The organism is Flavobacterium sp. CHNK8, assembly GCF_019774515.1.
In the GTDB taxonomy this organism is placed as follows: Bacteria; Bacteroidota; Bacteroidia; order Flavobacteriales; family Flavobacteriaceae; genus Flavobacterium; species Flavobacterium tiangeerense.
Map to the genome: position 1 here is coordinate 1,249,821 of NZ_CP081492.1, position 16,662 is coordinate 1,266,482.

The window sequence follows — 16,662 nt, forward strand, 5'->3', positions numbered from 1 at the left end:
AACAAACATACTCAAATAATATTTATTTTAGGGTGTCTTTCACAAATTTTATCCAAGACATTTTTCAGGAAGTTTTTTTACACTTTAGATACATGCCTAAAGTTACGTTAATTAATATTTTATTAGCAGGTACGTTTGTTTTGGTTTTGTAAATTTGGTAAAACACTAAAAAAAAGCTTTATGAAAAGATACGCAACAGCACACTGGGAAGGTTCACTTAAAGAAGGAAATGGTACACTAACTACTCAAACAACTACGCTTGATAAAACGCAGTATTCTTTTAAATCACGTTTTGAAGAAGGTGTGGGCACAAATCCTGAAGAATTGATAGCAGCCGCACATGCAGGTTGTTTTACGATGCAATTATCGGCTTACATAGGCGAGGAAGGATTTGCTATTGAAAATATTGAAACAAAATGTGACATTGATTTTGTAGATGGTGTCATTGCCACATCTCATCTTACGGTTAATGCAAAAATTGCAGACATAACAGCAGATGCTTTTCAAGAATTAGTTCAAAAAGCTGAAAAAAATTGTCCTGTTTCTAAGGTTCTAAATGCAAGAATATCAAGTACTGCAACACTATTGTAAACTGAAAATAGTTTCACAAAAAACTCGAGTTTGCAACTCGAGTTTTTTTATGGATTAAATTTCTAAAACTTTTTGAATTGCTTCTTCAACTAAAGGACCCATTACTTGATATCCTGCTAAGTTGGGATGTACTCCGTCTGGGCCATATTCTTTTTTGAGTCCATTTTTCTCATCTTTCATTTCGTCAAAATAATCAAGATAATATATACCGTTCTCTAATGCGTACTTTTTTATCAAAAGATTCAAGGCTATAATTTTTTCAGCAGGAAATTGATTGGGTCTCCAAGAAAAATCATAAGCAGGTAAAATAGAACATAAAATGACTTTTATTTTATTGGCTTGAGCCAAAGCTTCCATTTCAAAAATAGTTGAAGCAATCCTTTGGATCGTAGTTGGGCCAGTATTTCCAGCAATATCATTTACACCACCCAGTATGACAACAACAGCAGGGTTTAAATCTAAAACATCAGCTTTAAACCTTTTGAGCATTTGAGGTGTTGTTTGGCCACTAATTCCGCGGTTGATGTACGGTTTTAATTCAAAAAAACTCGGATTTATTCTGCTCCAAAATTCAGTAATGGAGTCACCCATAAATACAACTCTTTTTTCTCCAGCAGGAGTTGGTTTAAGTTGTAAATTTTGTTCTTGGTACTTTTTTAAATTGGCCCAGTCTTGAACTAGTGTTTTTTGCACCATGGTGTATTTTTCTACTATTAAGCCAAATGAAAAATTATGTGTGATTTAAAATAATAATTTTAAGACTAAATTTTTTTCATAGTACTGCATTGATCTTTAGAATTAATCAAATAAATCTGAAGATAAATAACGGTCACCACGATCGCAAATGATTGCTACAATAACACCAGATTCTATCTTTTCGGCAATTTTTATCGCAGCGGCCACTGATCCGCCACTACTCATTCCTGCAAAAATTCCTTCTTCAAGCGCTAAACGTTTGGTCATTGCTCTGGCTTCTTGCTCTGAAACTTCAATAACTGTGTCTACTTTTTTGGCATCAAAAATTTTAGGCAAATATTCCTGTGGCCATTTTCTAATGCCAGGTATTTGAGAACCGTCACTTGGTTGCGCCCCCACAATTTGAATGGCAGGATTTTTTTCTTTTAAATAGGTAGATGTGCCAATAATAGTGCCCGTTGTACCCATTGCTGATACAAAGTGGGTCACCGTTCCATCAGTATCATTCCATACTTCGGGACCTGTAGTATTGTAATGAGCTTTCCAGTTGTCATCATTTGCAAACTGATTGAGCATGATATAGCCACCTTCAGCAACTTTTTTATCAGCATAATCTCTTGATCCTATAATTCCGGTTGCCGCCGGAGTCAATATTACCGTTGCTCCATAAGCACGCATGGTTTGTGTACGCTCTATTGTAGAATCTTCGGGCAATATGAGCTCTATTTCAATATTGAATAACTGTGCAATCATGGCTAGCGCTATTCCAGTATTGCCGCTAGTTGCTTCTATTAGTTTGTCTCCTTTTTTTATGTCTCCTCGTTCTAATGCCGATTTGATCATGTTGTATGCCGCTCTATCTTTTACACTTCCACCAGGATTGTTACCCTCAAGTTTCAATAATAATTTTACATTTTTGTTGGCAATTAAGTTTGTAGATTCAACTAATGGCGTGTTACCTATTAAATCTAGTATTTTGTATGATTTCATGAGCTGTTTGCGATTATTAAAAAAGAAAGTTCCTGCACCAAAAGAGGAGCCTTCGATAAAATTTATTTCTTTTGTTCAAAAAAGTGGTGCAAAGATATTGAACTAAATTAAAATTATGCATTGGATTCAAGTAAACCTATTGTTGCAATTAGGAAACTTTGTTATAGAAGTAATGTTTTTTGACGGAGAAATTTAGTAATATTAAATTTTACTTCAATTCTATTTTACATCAAAAAGATACTTTCAAAATGTTTGAAATAATAACCTACAATCATAAAAACACCATTTATAATTCCCGTTGTTATAATTAGGTTACTATATTTTCTTTTTTTGTCCAAAAAACCTAGGGTACAGCAGGCAATAAAAAGTATGGAGGAATACACTGCGGGATACATTTTAAAAGCTTCTGTAAGATCACCTTGAATCAATAAAAGTAAAGCCCGCTGAAAGCCACAGCCCAAGCATTCAATTCCAAAGATTGTTTTACTTAAACAAGGGAGCATGTATTTTTCTAAATTCAATTTTTTTCTTTTTACAACTTTACAAATAAACAATAAACTTTTTACAAATTAAAAAGAGCAATTTAAAAATGATTACTTTTGAATATTAATATTAGAAAATGAAAAAATTTATAATTCCTATTATGATAGTAGCCATTGTAGTGGCTCTGTACGAGCAAGTAAGTGCTGATAAAAATATTTACATTATGGCTGTTGCTATAGTTATTTTTATGATGGGAATGATGCAGTTGAGCGCTAAAACACCAAGTAAGAATCAGGAAAATAAGGATGATAATGTTGAATAAAGGAGATAAAGTTTCGGTTCTTGATGACGCCATAAATGGTGTCGTTCTTTCTGTACAAGAGAATCGTGTTACAATAGAAACAGAAGATGGTTTTACAATGGCATTTCTTGCCAATGAATTGATTAAAGTAAGTGACAGTAGTAATTTATTGGATTCTATTAGAAGGATAGATGTTGCTGAAATTAAAAAAGAAAAAGAGATTCCTAAGCCACGTAGTTTTGTAAAAGAAAAAAAATCTAAACATGAAATTTCTGCACCAGAGTTTGATTTACATATTGAAAAATTAGTGCCTAATAAAAGAGGAATGTCTAATTATGATATTTTGACCTTACAAACCGAAACAGCCAAAAGACACATTGAATTTGCCATTAAAAACAGAATTCCAAAAATAGTTTTTATTCATGGAGTAGGAGAGGGAATCTTAAAAGCAGAACTTGATTTTCTACTTGGTCGTTACGATAATATTGCTTTTCAGGATGGTAATTATCAAAAATATGGTTTGGGCGCCACCGAAGTGTATATCAAGCAAAGTGCCATGTAAAATGATAAGTTGGTCATAAAAAGTAAAACCCAATTCTAAAAGTAATTTTATATACTGCTAGAATTGGGTTTTTTGTATCAAATAATATCTGCCTTATTTTGAAAACTAATTTGTAGTCTGTAACTCGCCGTAAATGTAATTGTCACCTAGACTAAAATCATTTGTTCCTTTTTTTAGTTTTACCTTTTTTAGAACAATTGTATGCTTAAACCCCGTTCCGAAAGTTGTTGTAGTAACCTCAATGGTACCGCTTGTATTAGCAACGCCAGGAATTCCTATCCATTCTTCGGTTACACTAGGAGTGGCAGGATAAGTGGTGTTGCAAAAATAACTGTCAGTTAACAACCCTCCAAACAGTCTGTAAGTGAGTTTGTTTACAGTATTGCCAATGAGTGCTACGCGAGGAGCATTTAACGCTGTACTTTCATTTTTAATCAAAGCTGGATCAATATCAAGTATCAAAGCTTCACTACTGTTTTTATCATGTAATTGCTTGGTGTTTGGACATTGTTTCAACACTTTAGTAAATGAAAAAGGGAGAGGTGTAGTGTTTAAAATATAATCACCAAAAGTAAAGGTATCATATACCTGAGTACCATTTCCTTTATCAAACGTTATATTTTTAAATGTAATGTTGTGGCTGTATCCAGTTATTCTGGTACTGTTATCAGTTTGGTTTAATGGTTTAACGGCTTTAGTTGTAATCACTATTTTTCCACCTGTTGCTATCCATTCATCTACAACAATAGGATTTGCAGGCGGTATTGTTTCACATAACGTTGCAGAGGTTACCGTTCCGTTATAAAAACGATAAATTACACGATTTGTAGTATTAATATCTATTTCTTGAGTGCTTTCCTCAGTAGGAAATTGAATTCCTGATGCATCAATAAGTAAGGCTTCGTTTTCTTTTACTTTATAGATAATGTTGGTGTTAGTACATTTTTGAGCTGTTACCGACTCAAAGTTGATGTTCTCTTGTGTTAAATCACCATCATCACAACTGTTTAAAATAACCGCTAAAAAGAATATGCTTAAAATTTTTTTCATCATCAAGAATTTGAAACAAAAATAGAATTTTTTAATGGGTTCTTGTTGTATTGTAATTTAAAAAACACATTTTTAACATGATATTAAGGGAGTTTTTTTTGAAAGGTGACACTTTGATTACCCAACTTGATTGGTTTTTAAGGCTGTATTACTTTGAGAAATGAGTATCTTTGTACCTCATTTTTTTATCAATGAGATTAAATAAATATTATTCGGCGGCCTTCCTTGCTTTTTTTATGTGGGGTTTTTTCAGTTTCGCACTTAAACCGTTACATCTTTATCCATCACTAGATATCTTGTTTTATCGTGTTTTTTTTAGTGTAATTACGATGGTGTTAATTAATGTTTTTTTTCGAAAAAAAATAATCTCTGAAAATTGGAATCGTTTTAAGCAATTAGCACCTAAGGAGCAAAAAAAAGTAGTTTGTCTTACTCTAGGCGGAGGCTTTTTTTTATCGTCAAACTGGTTTGTTTATATTTTTGTAATGAATCATGTAAGCGTAAATGCTGCTTCTTTGGCCTATTTAATATGTCCTATTGTGACCACAGTTTTAGCCTTTTTTATGCTCAAAGAAAAACTAAGTTATTGGCAATGGGTTGCAGTTGGAATTAGTTTTTTGAGTTGTATTTTGTTATCGTTTGATCATTTCCAAGACATCTTTTTTAGTTTAGTTACTGCTGCAACGTATGCCTTGTATTTAGTAAGCCAGCGAAAAAATAACGAAATAGATAAGTTTTTAGGATTAACCATTCAGTTGATTTTTACAGCGGTTATTTTACTGCCTTTTTATCCAGCATACAGCGGTCCAGTTCCTACAGAGCCTATTTTTTATACATGCATGTTTATGATTGTAGTTTTTTTTACAATCATTCCACTTTTCTTAAATCTATATGCCTTAAAAGGAATAAATTCTTCAGCGGTGGGAATTATGATTTATATTAATCCGATAATTAATTTTTTATTAGCTGTTTTTTACTACCAGGAACAAGTACGGAATATTCAATTATTTTCCTATTTCTTAATTTTATTGTCTATCGTAGTATTCAACAAAGAAGTATTATTTAAGAAAAACAAAAAATTATTTTCAACTACCAAAGGCGCCAAGTAACCTTTCAAATATAACAACTACAATGCAAAAAGTATATCTTGACAATGCCTCTACTACTGCACTTCGTCCCGAGGTGATTCAGGAAATGACACACGTTCTAGAACAAGAATACGGTAATCCGTCTTCTACGCACAGCTTTGGAAGAAGTTCCAAAAATGTTTTAGAATTGTCTCGAAAAGTTATTGCTAAAAATTTGAATGCTACTGCACAAGAAATCATCTTTACATCTTGTGGTACCGAGGCTAACAATTGGATTTTACAATCAGCAGTAAAAGATTTAAAGGTAGAACGAATTATTACCAGTAAAATTGAGCATCACGCGGTTTTATATACAGTATTAGCGCTACAGCAACAGTACGGAATTCAAGTAGATTATGTAGCTTTAAAACCAGATGGCGCTATAGATTTAACCCATTTAGTTACTCTTTTAGCAGATGATAAAAAGACTTTAGTTAGTTTAATGCATGTGAATAATGAAATAGGAACTGTACTAGATTTGAACCGTGTGGGTATCATTTGTAAAGAGCATAATGTGTTGTTTCACTCTGATACCGTACAATCCATTGGAAAAATGAATCTTGATTTACAAAATATCCCGGTTGATTTTATTGTGGCTAGTGCACATAAATTTCACGGTCCAAAAGGAGTAGGATTTGCTTTTATTCGAAAAAATTCAGGATTACAACCTTTATTCTTTGGTGGAGAACAAGAAAAGGGATTGCGCGCAGGAACCGAAGCCTTACATCAAATAGCGGGTATTGCAAAGGCTTTAGAACTTTCGTATTTAAATTTAGAAAAAGAGCAAAAGGACATTGAAGCTTTAAAAAAATATTTGTGGGATCAATTACAAGTTTATATTCCAGGTGTAAAATGTAACGGTGATCTTTCGGGTTTTTATAATGTTATAAATATTCTTTTACCTTTTGATAAAGAAAAAACAGCAATGATTTTGTTTCATTTAGATATGAAAGGTATTGCAGTTTCAAGAGGAAGTGCTTGTCAATCAGGAAGTATTAAACCATCACATGTTTTGGCAGAACTTTTAAGTGAATCGGATTTAGTATTACCAAGCTTGAGAGTTTCTTTTAGTCATTTTAACACTACACAAGATGTTGATACTTTTATTGCGGCTCTTGTAGCCATTCAAAATAGTTAATCGCATTAAAAATTAACTTACACAATCAGTTGTTTTAGTTCGTCAAGAGATATAGGCTTAACAATATAATTTGAGATTTCGTTATATTTTTTTGCTTTTTCAACATCAATGGGATCAATTGAACTAGTCATGATATAGATAGTTATTGATTTTTTGATTGGAATTTTGATAAACTCATCCAGAAATTGCCAACCATTCCAAATAGGCATGTTTATATCTAATAAAATTAAATCAGGGAGTTTCCCATCCGTATTTATTATTGTTTTTAGTTTATCAAATGCTTCTTTGCCGTCTCTAAAAATCATAAAACTATTGCAAAAATCTGCAATTTCCATAATTCTTTTAGCACCAAAAACAAAGATTGGGTCGTTATCAATAATACAAGCAATATCTATCTTAGGCATTTTGAAAATATAATTTAAAAGTGGTTCCTTTATCAACTTCACTAGTTACGGTAATTTTGCCGCCTATAGCTTCTATTTGGTTTTTTGTAATAAATAACCCAATCCCTCGAGCATCATCATTCATGTGAAAAGTTTTATACATTCCAAAAAGTTTATCTCCGTTTTGTTTTAAATCTATCCCTAGACCATTGTCTTCAATACTTAATACAATTTTATCATTTTCAACAGTAGCATTCAACTTAATATAGGCCTTCCTTTTGTCTGATTTATATTTTATAGAATTCGATAAAAAATTCAATAAAATACTTTCTACATAAGCAGGTATTCCTAAAATATATACATCTTTTTTTACTTCATTTAATATCTTTACCTGAGCATTTTTAGCTAGGATTTGTATATTATGGATACTGTTTTCAATTGCATTATTTAAATTTACGGGAGCAATATTCTCGGTTATGGTGGTATTCATAATTACCACTTCATTGAGGTGGCCTATAGTATCTTTTAAGTTTTTTGAGGCTAAATCTAGTAGTTGTATGATTTCGTTATCGGCATATGCAGGATTTTCATATAAAAGTAATTCTAACATCATGGCAATATTGCCGGAGTGGGATCTTAGGTTATGAGAAACTATATGTGCAAAATTTTTCAACCGTTCGTTTTGATCTTTTGTGACAAACAGTAATGATTGAATTTCATTTTCTACCTTTTTAATGCTACTAATATCTACAGCTATCATTAAATAACCTGTAATTTCATTATTCCTTTTTACTGCTGTAACTGTAAGCTGTACCGGAAATTGAGTTCCGTCTTTTTTTACATACGTCCATTCGCTGGTTTCAAATTTTCCTTTATGTAGCACATGAGTAAAGACTTCAAAACCTTTGCATTTAATATTTTTTTCAATTAATATTTTTTCTTCTTGTGCTTCAATTTCTTCTTGTAAATGAATGGTTTCAGGAGTTTTTAAATTTATAATCTCCTCTTTTTTGAAACCCAAAAGATTCTCGGCACCTGTATTAAATGTTGTAATAATGCCATCAAGATTAGTTTCTATTATAGCAACTTGTGTACTAGCATCTAGAATTCCTTGAAGTTTTGATACAGCTTGTTCAAGTTTATTTTCAGCATTTTTTTGGGATGTAATATCTATTATTTGGGATATGATGTACAAAGGGTTATTATCAGAATCCCTAACAATAGATGCTGCTAGAATAACATAAACAATTGTTTCGTCTTTACAAATATATTTTTTTTCAAGGTGATAAAAATTTATTTTACCCTCTACAAGTTCTTTTAGTAAAGCAAGATCTTCATCTAAATCATCTGGATGAGTAATGTCTTGAAAAGTGAGTTGCATTAACTCTTCATTAGTGTATCCTGTAATTTCGCATAAGTTTTTATTCACTTTTAGCCATTGCCCGTGTACATTGAGTAATGCCATACCTATAGCGGCACTCTCAAAATTCCCTCGAAAAGCCTCTTCACTTACTAACAGTTGTTCTTGAATTTTTTTTCTTTCAGTGATGTCTTCTGTGAGCATAATTAATCCACCTATCTTTTCTGAATCGGTGTACCAAGGTTTAACTACCCATCTTATCCACTGTGATGAACCATCTAGCCGAACAAATTTTTCTTCATCCCTTTTGTGAGTTTCACCAGTTAAACATTGTTGGTGTATTTTTTTCCATTCCTCACCTATTTCGGGGAAAACATCATAATGTGATAGGCCAATTATGTTTTGACCTTGTAAACGATAATCAGTAATCCACTTTTCAGACGAAGCAATGTATTTCACCCGTGTGTCAAACATTGCAATAGCTGTAGGGGTTTGTTCTATAAATAATTTATTTCTCTCAAATGTTTTTTTAGTTTCGGTAATATCAGTATGAGTACCATACATCATTAATGGAAGTCCTTCATCAGTCCAGTTTATTATTCTTCCGTGATCTAAAACCCAAACCCATTCCCCATTTTTATGTTTCATTCTACATTCACAATGATAAAAATCGCGCTCTTTATTATAGCATTCTTCAAGAATTTTTTGTGATTGGAGTAAATCATCAGGATGTGCGAAGTCAATCCAAGTTTGGATACTAATGGGTTGTAATTCCTCAAGTGTGTAACCTATAATTTCTGCCCAACGATTATTAAAAATTGCTTCCCCAGTTTGAATATTCCATTCCCATGTCCCTAAGTTGGTTCCTTCAAGTACACTTTGTAGCTTTTCTTTCTCTTTTATTAATTCAATTTTGGCATTCTTTTCAATAGTTATATCTTGAAAAGTTCCATAGACTTTGGTACATCTACCTTTTATAAATACTGTTTGGCCAATAGTTCTAATCCAGCGGTGATTTCCTTTTGCAGTAATTATTTGTAAGCGATAATCAAATGGTTCGTTATTTTTTATCGCATTAGATATTGCTATGTTAATTATATCTCTGTTATCACCCTCTTTATAAAAATGAATTGCCGTTTCTAGATTAGGGATATAGTTTTCACAAACTTCATGGATTTCCTTTGTGATTTTACTCCAATGGATTTGTTGAGCTAAAATGTCAAATTCCCAATACCCAATTCTCGCTGCTGAATTGCAGTTTTCAAGTAAAAGCTCTTGTTCTTTTTGGTATGTAATGTCAATATGAGCTCCCAGTAACCGTAAACCATTACCATTTGGATTTTGGATGATTTTGCCATAACATTTCATCCATATTGTTGTACCGTTTTGATGGGTAAATCTGAAAATTTGTTCGTAAACAAAATCAACGGTGCTTATATTTTTTCGAATTACTTCTTGCAGTAATTTTGCATCATCTTTGTTTACGATGATTTTCCACGAATTGTAATGGCTTGGTAAGTCGTTGTAATTGTAACCTAGTTTTGACCAAAACTTAGGATTCATATAACTATTTTCGGGATTTTCTATATCCCAATACGAAAGGCCATCTAATGCAGTTTCTTGAATAAAATCAAATATGGAGTTGTCTTGTTTGATTAATTCGTACAATTCGGTTTTCAGATAACTCATGGGTTACATAAAATTTAGAACCAAAAATAATTTATTTTTTTATTTACTACATGTTTAAATGCTAAAATTTTGTTTTAATTACAAATTCATAACGAATAAAAATTATAATTGTTATGATCATTCATTAAAAATTAAAAAAACCGTTGCAATTTTAACATTGCAACGGTTTTAAATCTGATTTGAATCAATAATTATTTAGGCATAACCACTGAGTCAATAGCGTGAATTACACCATTTGAAGCAGCCACATCAGCAAGAACAACAGTAGAAGTTGCTCCATTAGCATCCGTCAAAATTACTTTTCCATCTTTTAAGCTCAATTCGATTTTACCACCTTGAACAGTTGTAACGGTAAATTTACCATTATTTTTGTTGATTGCCTCAGTTACTGCTGCTGCGTCAAATTTTCCCGAAACTACATGATACGTTAAAACTGCTTTCAGTTTGTCAAGACTTTCTGGTTTCAATAGCCCATCAACTGTACCAGCAGGCAATTTATCAAAGGCTGCATTGTTTGGTGCAAAAACTGTAAATGGTCCTTCGCTACTTAATGTTTCTACTAATCCTGCCGCTTTTACAGCAGTTACTAATGTAGAAAAATCAGCATTTCCAGCTGCTACACCTACAATGTTTGGTGTTTCAACAACTGCTGCAGAGTCAACTGCAACTGTTGTTGTGTCAGCGGTTTCTGCTGTTTCAGCAGTTTTCTTTTCTCCACATGAAGTTGTAATAACTCCTAATAGTGCCATAGCACCGATTACTTTTACTAATTTCATTTTAAATATTTTAGTTTAATTAAATTAAGATATTCAAATATAGGCATTTAATGCATTTGTTTAATATATTTAACAAAAAATTAAACAAAATTAAAAGCAGATGGTTTTCAAGAGTTTAGCCAATCAGTTTTGAATTTAAAGTAATACTTTTTGAAATTGTAAAACACTTTTATTTTCTGTAATAATAATTCTATTTATTTGATAACAGCATTTATTTTGCTCCAAAGGGCATTGTCAAAACCAGAAACTGCAAAGTTAGGGTTTGATGGGTCAGAAGCATTTCCCATTCTAACAATTACCATTTTCTTACTCGGGATAACATAAATTCTTTGATCGCTGGCTCCCATTGCTGCATACATATCAGCAGGTGCATTAGGCACAAGTGAACCTTGAAATACGGTTTGTTCACCTGGTATCATTGCACTCGATTTACCGTTCAACCACCATAGGTAGCCGTAAGATGGATTAATATTTTGAGACGTATTTACACTCTCGTTAAAAAAGGATTCGTTTACAATTGTTTCATTATTCCATTTTCCTTTATTTAATGCTAATAGTCCAAATCGCGCCATGCTTTTTGTTGTACTATGGTATATTGTGAAAATAGTTCCAAAATTCCAAAAGCCATCCATACCAATTTTATTTTTTAATTTTTCATTAAAATAAGTTTCAAATGGTTTATTGCTAGCTTTTGCAATCACATCGGTTAATTTCTGAAAAACATTACTATAAGCCCATCGAGTATTGGCATCAGCAATGTAAGTTATATTTGATTTTATCATGAATTGTTTACTGTCATCATTTCCAGCTGTCATGGTCAATAAATTACGAACTTGGATAAGATCTTCTTTAGGTAATGGCATACTAGTCCATTCTGTACCTAGGTAATTAGATACTTTTGTGTTCAAGTTTACTATTCCTTCTTGCACTGCTATTCCGGTTGTAGTTGCTACAAGTGTTTTACCTGCGCTATTCCATTCCCATGTATCTGTTGCTGTGTGTCCGTTGAAATATTCCTCCATTACTATTCTTCCGTTTACAAGAATTAGAAAAGATTTTGTGTTTTTTTGGATTAAAAAATCTTTTAATGGCTGGATTGCACTTTGATTCCAATTTAAACTAGCGCTTGAAGTTGTTTCCCAGTTGGAACTTGTATTTAACGGAAAATACATTTCAGTTGAAGGAATTGGATCAACTACTTCATTATTATTGCTACAGCTGCTTACTAGTACAATACATAGTATTAAAATAAAATTTTTCATAATAGTTTTTTTTCTATGACTTCAGATTTTTAAAAAGGTTTAACTATTTATTATTTTCTTGGTTATAAATCTTTAAAAATTCGTCTTTAAGTATGAAATAAGTATATTTAATGTTAATTTTAACGATTGAAATTTATAAATTATAATAAAAAAACCGATTTACAAACGTAAATCGGTTTTTAGAATTTTATTTAAACAAATAAGCCTTCAATACTTAAATAATGTTCACCTGTGTCGTAACAAAAAGTTAGCACTTTTGCATTTTCAGGAATTTCAGGAAGTTTTTTAGCCACAGCTGCAAGTGATGCCCCTGATGATATTCCTATGAACATTCCTTCTTCTTTTGCGGCTCTTTGTGCATATAAAAATGCTTCGTCTTTACTAACTTGAATTGTTCCATCCAATAAATCAGTATGAAGATTTTTAGGAATAAATCCAGCACCTATGCCTTGAATAGGGTGTGGAGCAGGAGCACCACCACTTATTACTGGAGAAGCTTCTGGCTCAACTGCATAAACTTTAAGGTTTGGGAAATGTTGTTTTAGTACTTCGGCACAACCTGTAATATGTCCTCCCGTTCCTACACCAGTAATCAAGTAATCCAAGCCTTCAGGGAATGCTTTTATGATTTCTTGTGCAGTAGTTTTTTTATGAATTTCAATATTTGCAGGGTTTTCAAACTGAAGTGGAGACCAAGCATTAGCCGATTCAGCAACTAATTCTAGTGCTTTTTCTAGTGCTCCTTTCATTCCTTTTTCTCGGGGTGTAAGTACAAACTCAGCACCGTACAAGCTCATGAGTCTGCGTCTTTCAATTGACATCGATTCTGGCATTACCAATACTAATTTGTACCCTTTTACAGCTGCAACCATGGCAAGACCAATACCAGTATTACCAGATGTAGCTTCAATAATGGTTCCACCTGCTTTGAGTAACCCTTTTTCTTCGGCATCTTCAATCATGGCAAGTGCAATTCTATCCTTGATGCTTGCACCAGGATTAGCGCGTTCTAGTTTAATGTAAATATTATGGTTGTTGCGAAACAAACGATTGATTTTTACATGTGGTGTATTGCCTATTGTGTCGAGTATGTTGTTGAACTTTGTCATAATTTATATGGAGAAAAAATTAATATCTTTTGTTTCTAGTTGATTTAAAACTGTGTTTTTATTAGACTGCATGACAAATGAATACGGATTAACACTTTTGGTTATAAACGTATTTCCACCAATAATACTGTGATTACCAATTATTGTACTACCACCTAAGATGGTGGCATTAGCATAAATGATAACATGATCTTCAACGGTAGGGTGTCGTTTTTTTTCTTGCATACTTTTTTCTACTTGCAAAGCTCCTAGAGTTACACCTTGGTAAACACTCACATGTTTTCCTATCACTGTGGTTTCACCAATTACAATTCCTGTTCCATGATCAATTATAAACGGAACTCCAATTGTAGCATTGGGATGGATATCTACTCCTGTTTTACTGTGTGCATACTCCGTTAAAATTCGGGGCAGTAGGCAAGGGGTTCTTGTTGCAATGGCATTGGCTATACGATATACTTCAATTGCAAAAAAACCTGGGTAGGAATTAATGATTTCCTGAATGCAATCAGCAGCTGGATCTGTGTCAAGAATGGCTTGAGCATCTTGCTGCATGTTAGCGTATAAATGTGGTAAAGAAGTATAAAACGCTTCGGCATCATCAAGTATCACCTCTGTTGGTTTGTTCTTTACAATTTCGGATAAAATACTAATAAAATCGGCTTTGTTTTGATTTAAAAGTACTTCTATTTGAATGGTCTCTAAGGCTTTTTCAGGGAATAAAATTTTGAATAAGTCATCAATCCAATTGACAATTTTAGAGGAATCAATTGCTCGTACCCAATTATTATTTTGGTTTTCGCTTAAAAGTGTAGAAAATCGTTTGTTTTCAGGTGTCATTTTTATAAAATAAGTTCTAAATAATGTGGTCCTGCCCACGTTTTACAAAGATATAGGAGATTTGTTTAGAAAGTAGGGTACGTTTTGTAAATAATTGTTAATGTACAAAAAATATACAAATTAGCGTATTTCTGTGAGCATTGAAGCAAAAAAAATCCGATTGGCAAACGAGCCAATCGGATTTTATGAATTCAAAGAGTTTTATCTTACAAGTGAATTACTTCGCCATAAGCATCAGCAACAGCTTCCATTACTGCCTCACTCATAGTTGGGTGTGGGTGAATAGCTTTTAATATTTCATGTCCAGTAGTTTCTAGTTTGCGAGCTACAACTGCCTCAGCAATCATATCAGTAACACCAGCACCAATCATGTGACATCCTAACCATTCGCCGTATTTAGCATCAAAAATTACTTTTACAAAACCATCTGGTGTTCCAGAAGCTTTTGCTTTACCTGATGCTGAGAATGGGAATTTACCAATTTTTAATTCGTATCCTTTTTCTTTAGCTTGTTTTTCTGTTAATCCAACTGATGCAATTTCAGGAGTAGCATACGTACAACCTGGAACGTTTCCGTAATCAATAGGTTCTACGTGAAGACCAGCAATTTTTTCTACACAGTTAATACCTTCCGCAGATGCTACGTGAGCCAATGCTTGCCCAGGAGTAACATCACCAATTGCGTAGTAACCTGGAATATTGGTTGCATTGAAAGCGTCAACTAAAATTTTATCTCTATCAGTAGCAATTCCTACTTCTTCTAGTCCAATGTTTTCAATGTTGGTTTTGATTCCAACTGCTGAAAGTAAAATATCAGCTTCAAGAGCTTCTTCTCCTTTAGCTGTTTTTACAAATGCTTTTACACCACTACCAGTGGTATCAATGCGTTCTACAGAAGAGTTTGTCATGATTTTTACACCTGCTTTTTTCATAGAACGTTCCATTTGTTTAGAAATGTCTTCGTCTTCAACAGGAACAATGTTTGGCATAAATTCAACAATAGTCACCTCTGTTCCCATTGCGTTGTAAAAATGCGCAAACTCAACCCCAATTGCTCCAGAACCAACAATGATCATCGATTTAGGTTGTGTTGGCAATGTCATGGCTTGTCTGTAACCAATTACTTTTACACCATCTTGTGGTAAGTTTGGTAACTCACGAGAGCGAGCTCCGGTAGCTATAATAATATGATCTGCACTGTATTCTGTAACTTTATTGTCTTTGTCAGTAACATCAACTTTTTTGCCTGGTTTTAGTTTTCCAAAACCATCAATAACGTCAATTTTATTTTTCTTCATTAAGAATTGAACACCTTTGCTCATTCCATCTGCTACTGATCGGCTGCGTTGTACAACAGCTGGGAAATCTTTATCAAATGAGGATACTGTTAATCCGTAATCCGAAGCATGTTTTAAATAATCAAAAACTTGAGCCGATTTAAGTAAGGCTTTTGTTGGGATACATCCCCAGTTCAAACATACACCACCTAAGTTTTCTTTTTCTATTACGGCTACTTTAAAGCCCAATTGAGATGCTCTAATTGCAGTAACATAACCACCAGGACCACTTCCTAAAACTATAATATCGTATTTCATTGTAAAGTTTTTTTGTTTTTTTATTGATGAGAAAGTAGTACTTCTACTATTTTCATTTAAGACTTGTTTGAATCGCTTTTCGGATAGCAAAATTAAGGATTTATTTTAAAAAAAATTAACCGTTTTATAAGTTTATTAGCAATGGTGTTTGCACCAGATCAATCATTTCATATTTAAATAGGCTTCAACATAATTTGTGGTCGAAAAATACTCATCTCTAAGCTTTTTTAAATGGTTGGTAACAATTGCTAGTTCGGGATAATTTGGGTCGAGACAGTCCTTGATTTCTTTATCCCTAACCGAAATAATGATGTACCAAAAACCATTTCTAGAAGTATAATTGTCCTCGAAGATCGGATCATTCCTTTTGCTTTGTAAACCGGTATCAACGGCAATTGGAATTAAATTCAGCGTTTTTGTCACTCTTTCTCTTTCAAAAAAAGACATATAAAAAGTCTTGTTGTCAATAATAATGGGAACGTTTGAATCTACATTGCTGTGTTTTAAATTGTATTTGGTATTGATAAAGTTGTAAAATTCATCAGCCTTTTTTTTGTCTTCAAAGACAAATCCGTAGCAATTTGGAAGGTCTTTTTTGAATTTTTTGGCTTGTACAATTTTATCACCCTCAATATTTGGCGCAATTCGCAATGGGATGCACGAATATAAAAGTAGTATCAAGAAACCAATTCCTATTTTCTTCAATTGCT

17 protein-coding genes are annotated in these 16,662 nt (G+C 32.8%); 5 read left to right on the plus strand and 12 right to left on the minus strand.

Going from position 1 to position 16,662, the window contains the following annotated elements; translation table 11 throughout:
- Positions 1-180: 180 nt before the first annotated feature.
- Positions 181-591 (plus strand): OsmC family peroxiredoxin, encoded by a 411-nt coding sequence (locus tag K5V07_RS05350; protein WP_221916679.1) that lies wholly within the window; start codon positions 181-183, stop codon positions 589-591.
- Positions 592-645: 54 nt separating this feature from the next.
- On the opposite strand, the gene K5V07_RS05355 is transcribed toward K5V07_RS05350, so the two are convergent.
- The 3 genes from K5V07_RS05355 to K5V07_RS05365 all read right to left on the minus strand — a co-directional run bounded on the left by K5V07_RS05355 (position 646) and on the right by K5V07_RS05365 (position 2,798).
- Positions 646-1,287: an SGNH/GDSL hydrolase family protein gene (locus K5V07_RS05355; protein ID WP_221916680.1), complete on the minus strand. Its 642-nt coding sequence runs from the start codon at positions 1,285-1,287 to the stop codon at positions 646-648.
- Between the two features lie 102 nt (positions 1,288-1,389).
- Positions 1,390-2,277: a cysteine synthase CysM gene (gene cysM, locus K5V07_RS05360; RefSeq protein WP_221916681.1), complete on the minus strand. Its 888-nt coding sequence runs from the start codon at positions 2,275-2,277 to the stop codon at positions 1,390-1,392.
- A gap of 224 nt (positions 2,278-2,501) precedes the next feature.
- Positions 2,502-2,798, minus strand: coding sequence for a DUF2752 domain-containing protein (locus tag K5V07_RS05365; RefSeq protein ID WP_221916682.1), 297 nt, complete (start codon positions 2,796-2,798; stop codon positions 2,502-2,504).
- A 122-nt stretch (positions 2,799-2,920) separates the two neighbouring features.
- Between K5V07_RS05365 and K5V07_RS05370 the strand changes: the two genes are divergently transcribed.
- Positions 2,921-3,082 carry a hypothetical protein gene (locus K5V07_RS05370; protein ID WP_317133640.1) on the plus strand — a complete coding sequence of 54 codons (162 nt, stop codon included), beginning with the start codon at positions 2,921-2,923 and terminating at the stop codon, positions 3,080-3,082.
- Entirely contained in the window at positions 3,072-3,623 is a 552-nt protein-coding gene (locus tag K5V07_RS05375; RefSeq protein WP_144892359.1) for a Smr/MutS family protein, read from the plus strand. The genes K5V07_RS05370 and K5V07_RS05375 overlap by 11 nt, the downstream gene beginning before the upstream one ends.
- Before the next feature lie 105 nt (positions 3,624-3,728).
- On the opposite strand, the gene K5V07_RS05380 is transcribed toward K5V07_RS05375, so the two are convergent.
- On the minus strand, positions 3,729-4,673 hold the full coding sequence (locus K5V07_RS05380) for a hypothetical protein (RefSeq protein WP_221916683.1): 945 nt from the start codon (positions 4,671-4,673) through the stop codon (positions 3,729-3,731).
- Between the two features lie 191 nt (positions 4,674-4,864).
- Here K5V07_RS05380 and K5V07_RS05385 point away from each other — a divergent pair, with 191 nt between their 5' ends.
- Complete coding sequence (locus tag K5V07_RS05385) at positions 4,865-5,782, plus strand: EamA family transporter (RefSeq protein ID WP_221916684.1); 918 nt, start codon at positions 4,865-4,867, stop codon at positions 5,780-5,782.
- Positions 5,783-5,804: 22 nt separating this feature from the next.
- Positions 5,805-6,938: a cysteine desulfurase family protein gene (locus K5V07_RS05390; RefSeq protein WP_221916685.1), complete on the plus strand. Its 1,134-nt coding sequence runs from the start codon at positions 5,805-5,807 to the stop codon at positions 6,936-6,938.
- A gap of 17 nt (positions 6,939-6,955) precedes the next feature.
- On the opposite strand, the gene K5V07_RS05395 is transcribed toward K5V07_RS05390, so the two are convergent.
- From K5V07_RS05395 to K5V07_RS05430, 8 genes are all read right to left on the minus strand, one after another.
- Complete coding sequence (locus K5V07_RS05395; protein ID WP_182651073.1) at positions 6,956-7,342, minus strand: response regulator; 387 nt, start codon at positions 7,340-7,342, stop codon at positions 6,956-6,958.
- A complete protein-coding gene (locus tag K5V07_RS05400; protein WP_221916686.1) occupies positions 7,335-10,370 on the minus strand; it encodes a PAS domain S-box protein in 3,036 nt (1,011 codons plus the stop codon). The genes K5V07_RS05395 and K5V07_RS05400 overlap by 8 nt, the downstream gene beginning before the upstream one ends.
- A gap of 191 nt (positions 10,371-10,561) precedes the next feature.
- Positions 10,562-11,146 (minus strand): fasciclin domain-containing protein, encoded by a 585-nt coding sequence (locus K5V07_RS05405; protein WP_182651071.1) that lies wholly within the window; start codon positions 11,144-11,146, stop codon positions 10,562-10,564.
- Positions 11,147-11,340: 194 nt separating this feature from the next.
- Entirely contained in the window at positions 11,341-12,408 is a 1,068-nt protein-coding gene (locus K5V07_RS05410; RefSeq protein WP_221916687.1) for a serine hydrolase, read from the minus strand.
- A 191-nt stretch (positions 12,409-12,599) separates the two neighbouring features.
- On the minus strand, positions 12,600-13,517 hold the full coding sequence (cysK, locus tag K5V07_RS05415) for a cysteine synthase A (RefSeq protein WP_221916688.1): 918 nt from the start codon (positions 13,515-13,517) through the stop codon (positions 12,600-12,602).
- Between the two features lie 3 nt (positions 13,518-13,520).
- Positions 13,521-14,357, minus strand: a complete 837-nt coding sequence (locus K5V07_RS05420) for a serine O-acetyltransferase (RefSeq protein WP_221916689.1) — start codon at positions 14,355-14,357, stop codon at positions 13,521-13,523.
- Between the two features lie 206 nt (positions 14,358-14,563).
- Entirely contained in the window at positions 14,564-15,952 is a 1,389-nt protein-coding gene (lpdA, locus tag K5V07_RS05425) for a dihydrolipoyl dehydrogenase (RefSeq protein ID WP_221916690.1), read from the minus strand.
- A 162-nt stretch (positions 15,953-16,114) separates the two neighbouring features.
- A complete protein-coding gene (locus K5V07_RS05430) occupies positions 16,115-16,657 on the minus strand; it encodes a hypothetical protein (protein ID WP_221916691.1) in 543 nt (180 codons plus the stop codon).
- Positions 16,658-16,662 lie beyond the last annotated feature (5 nt).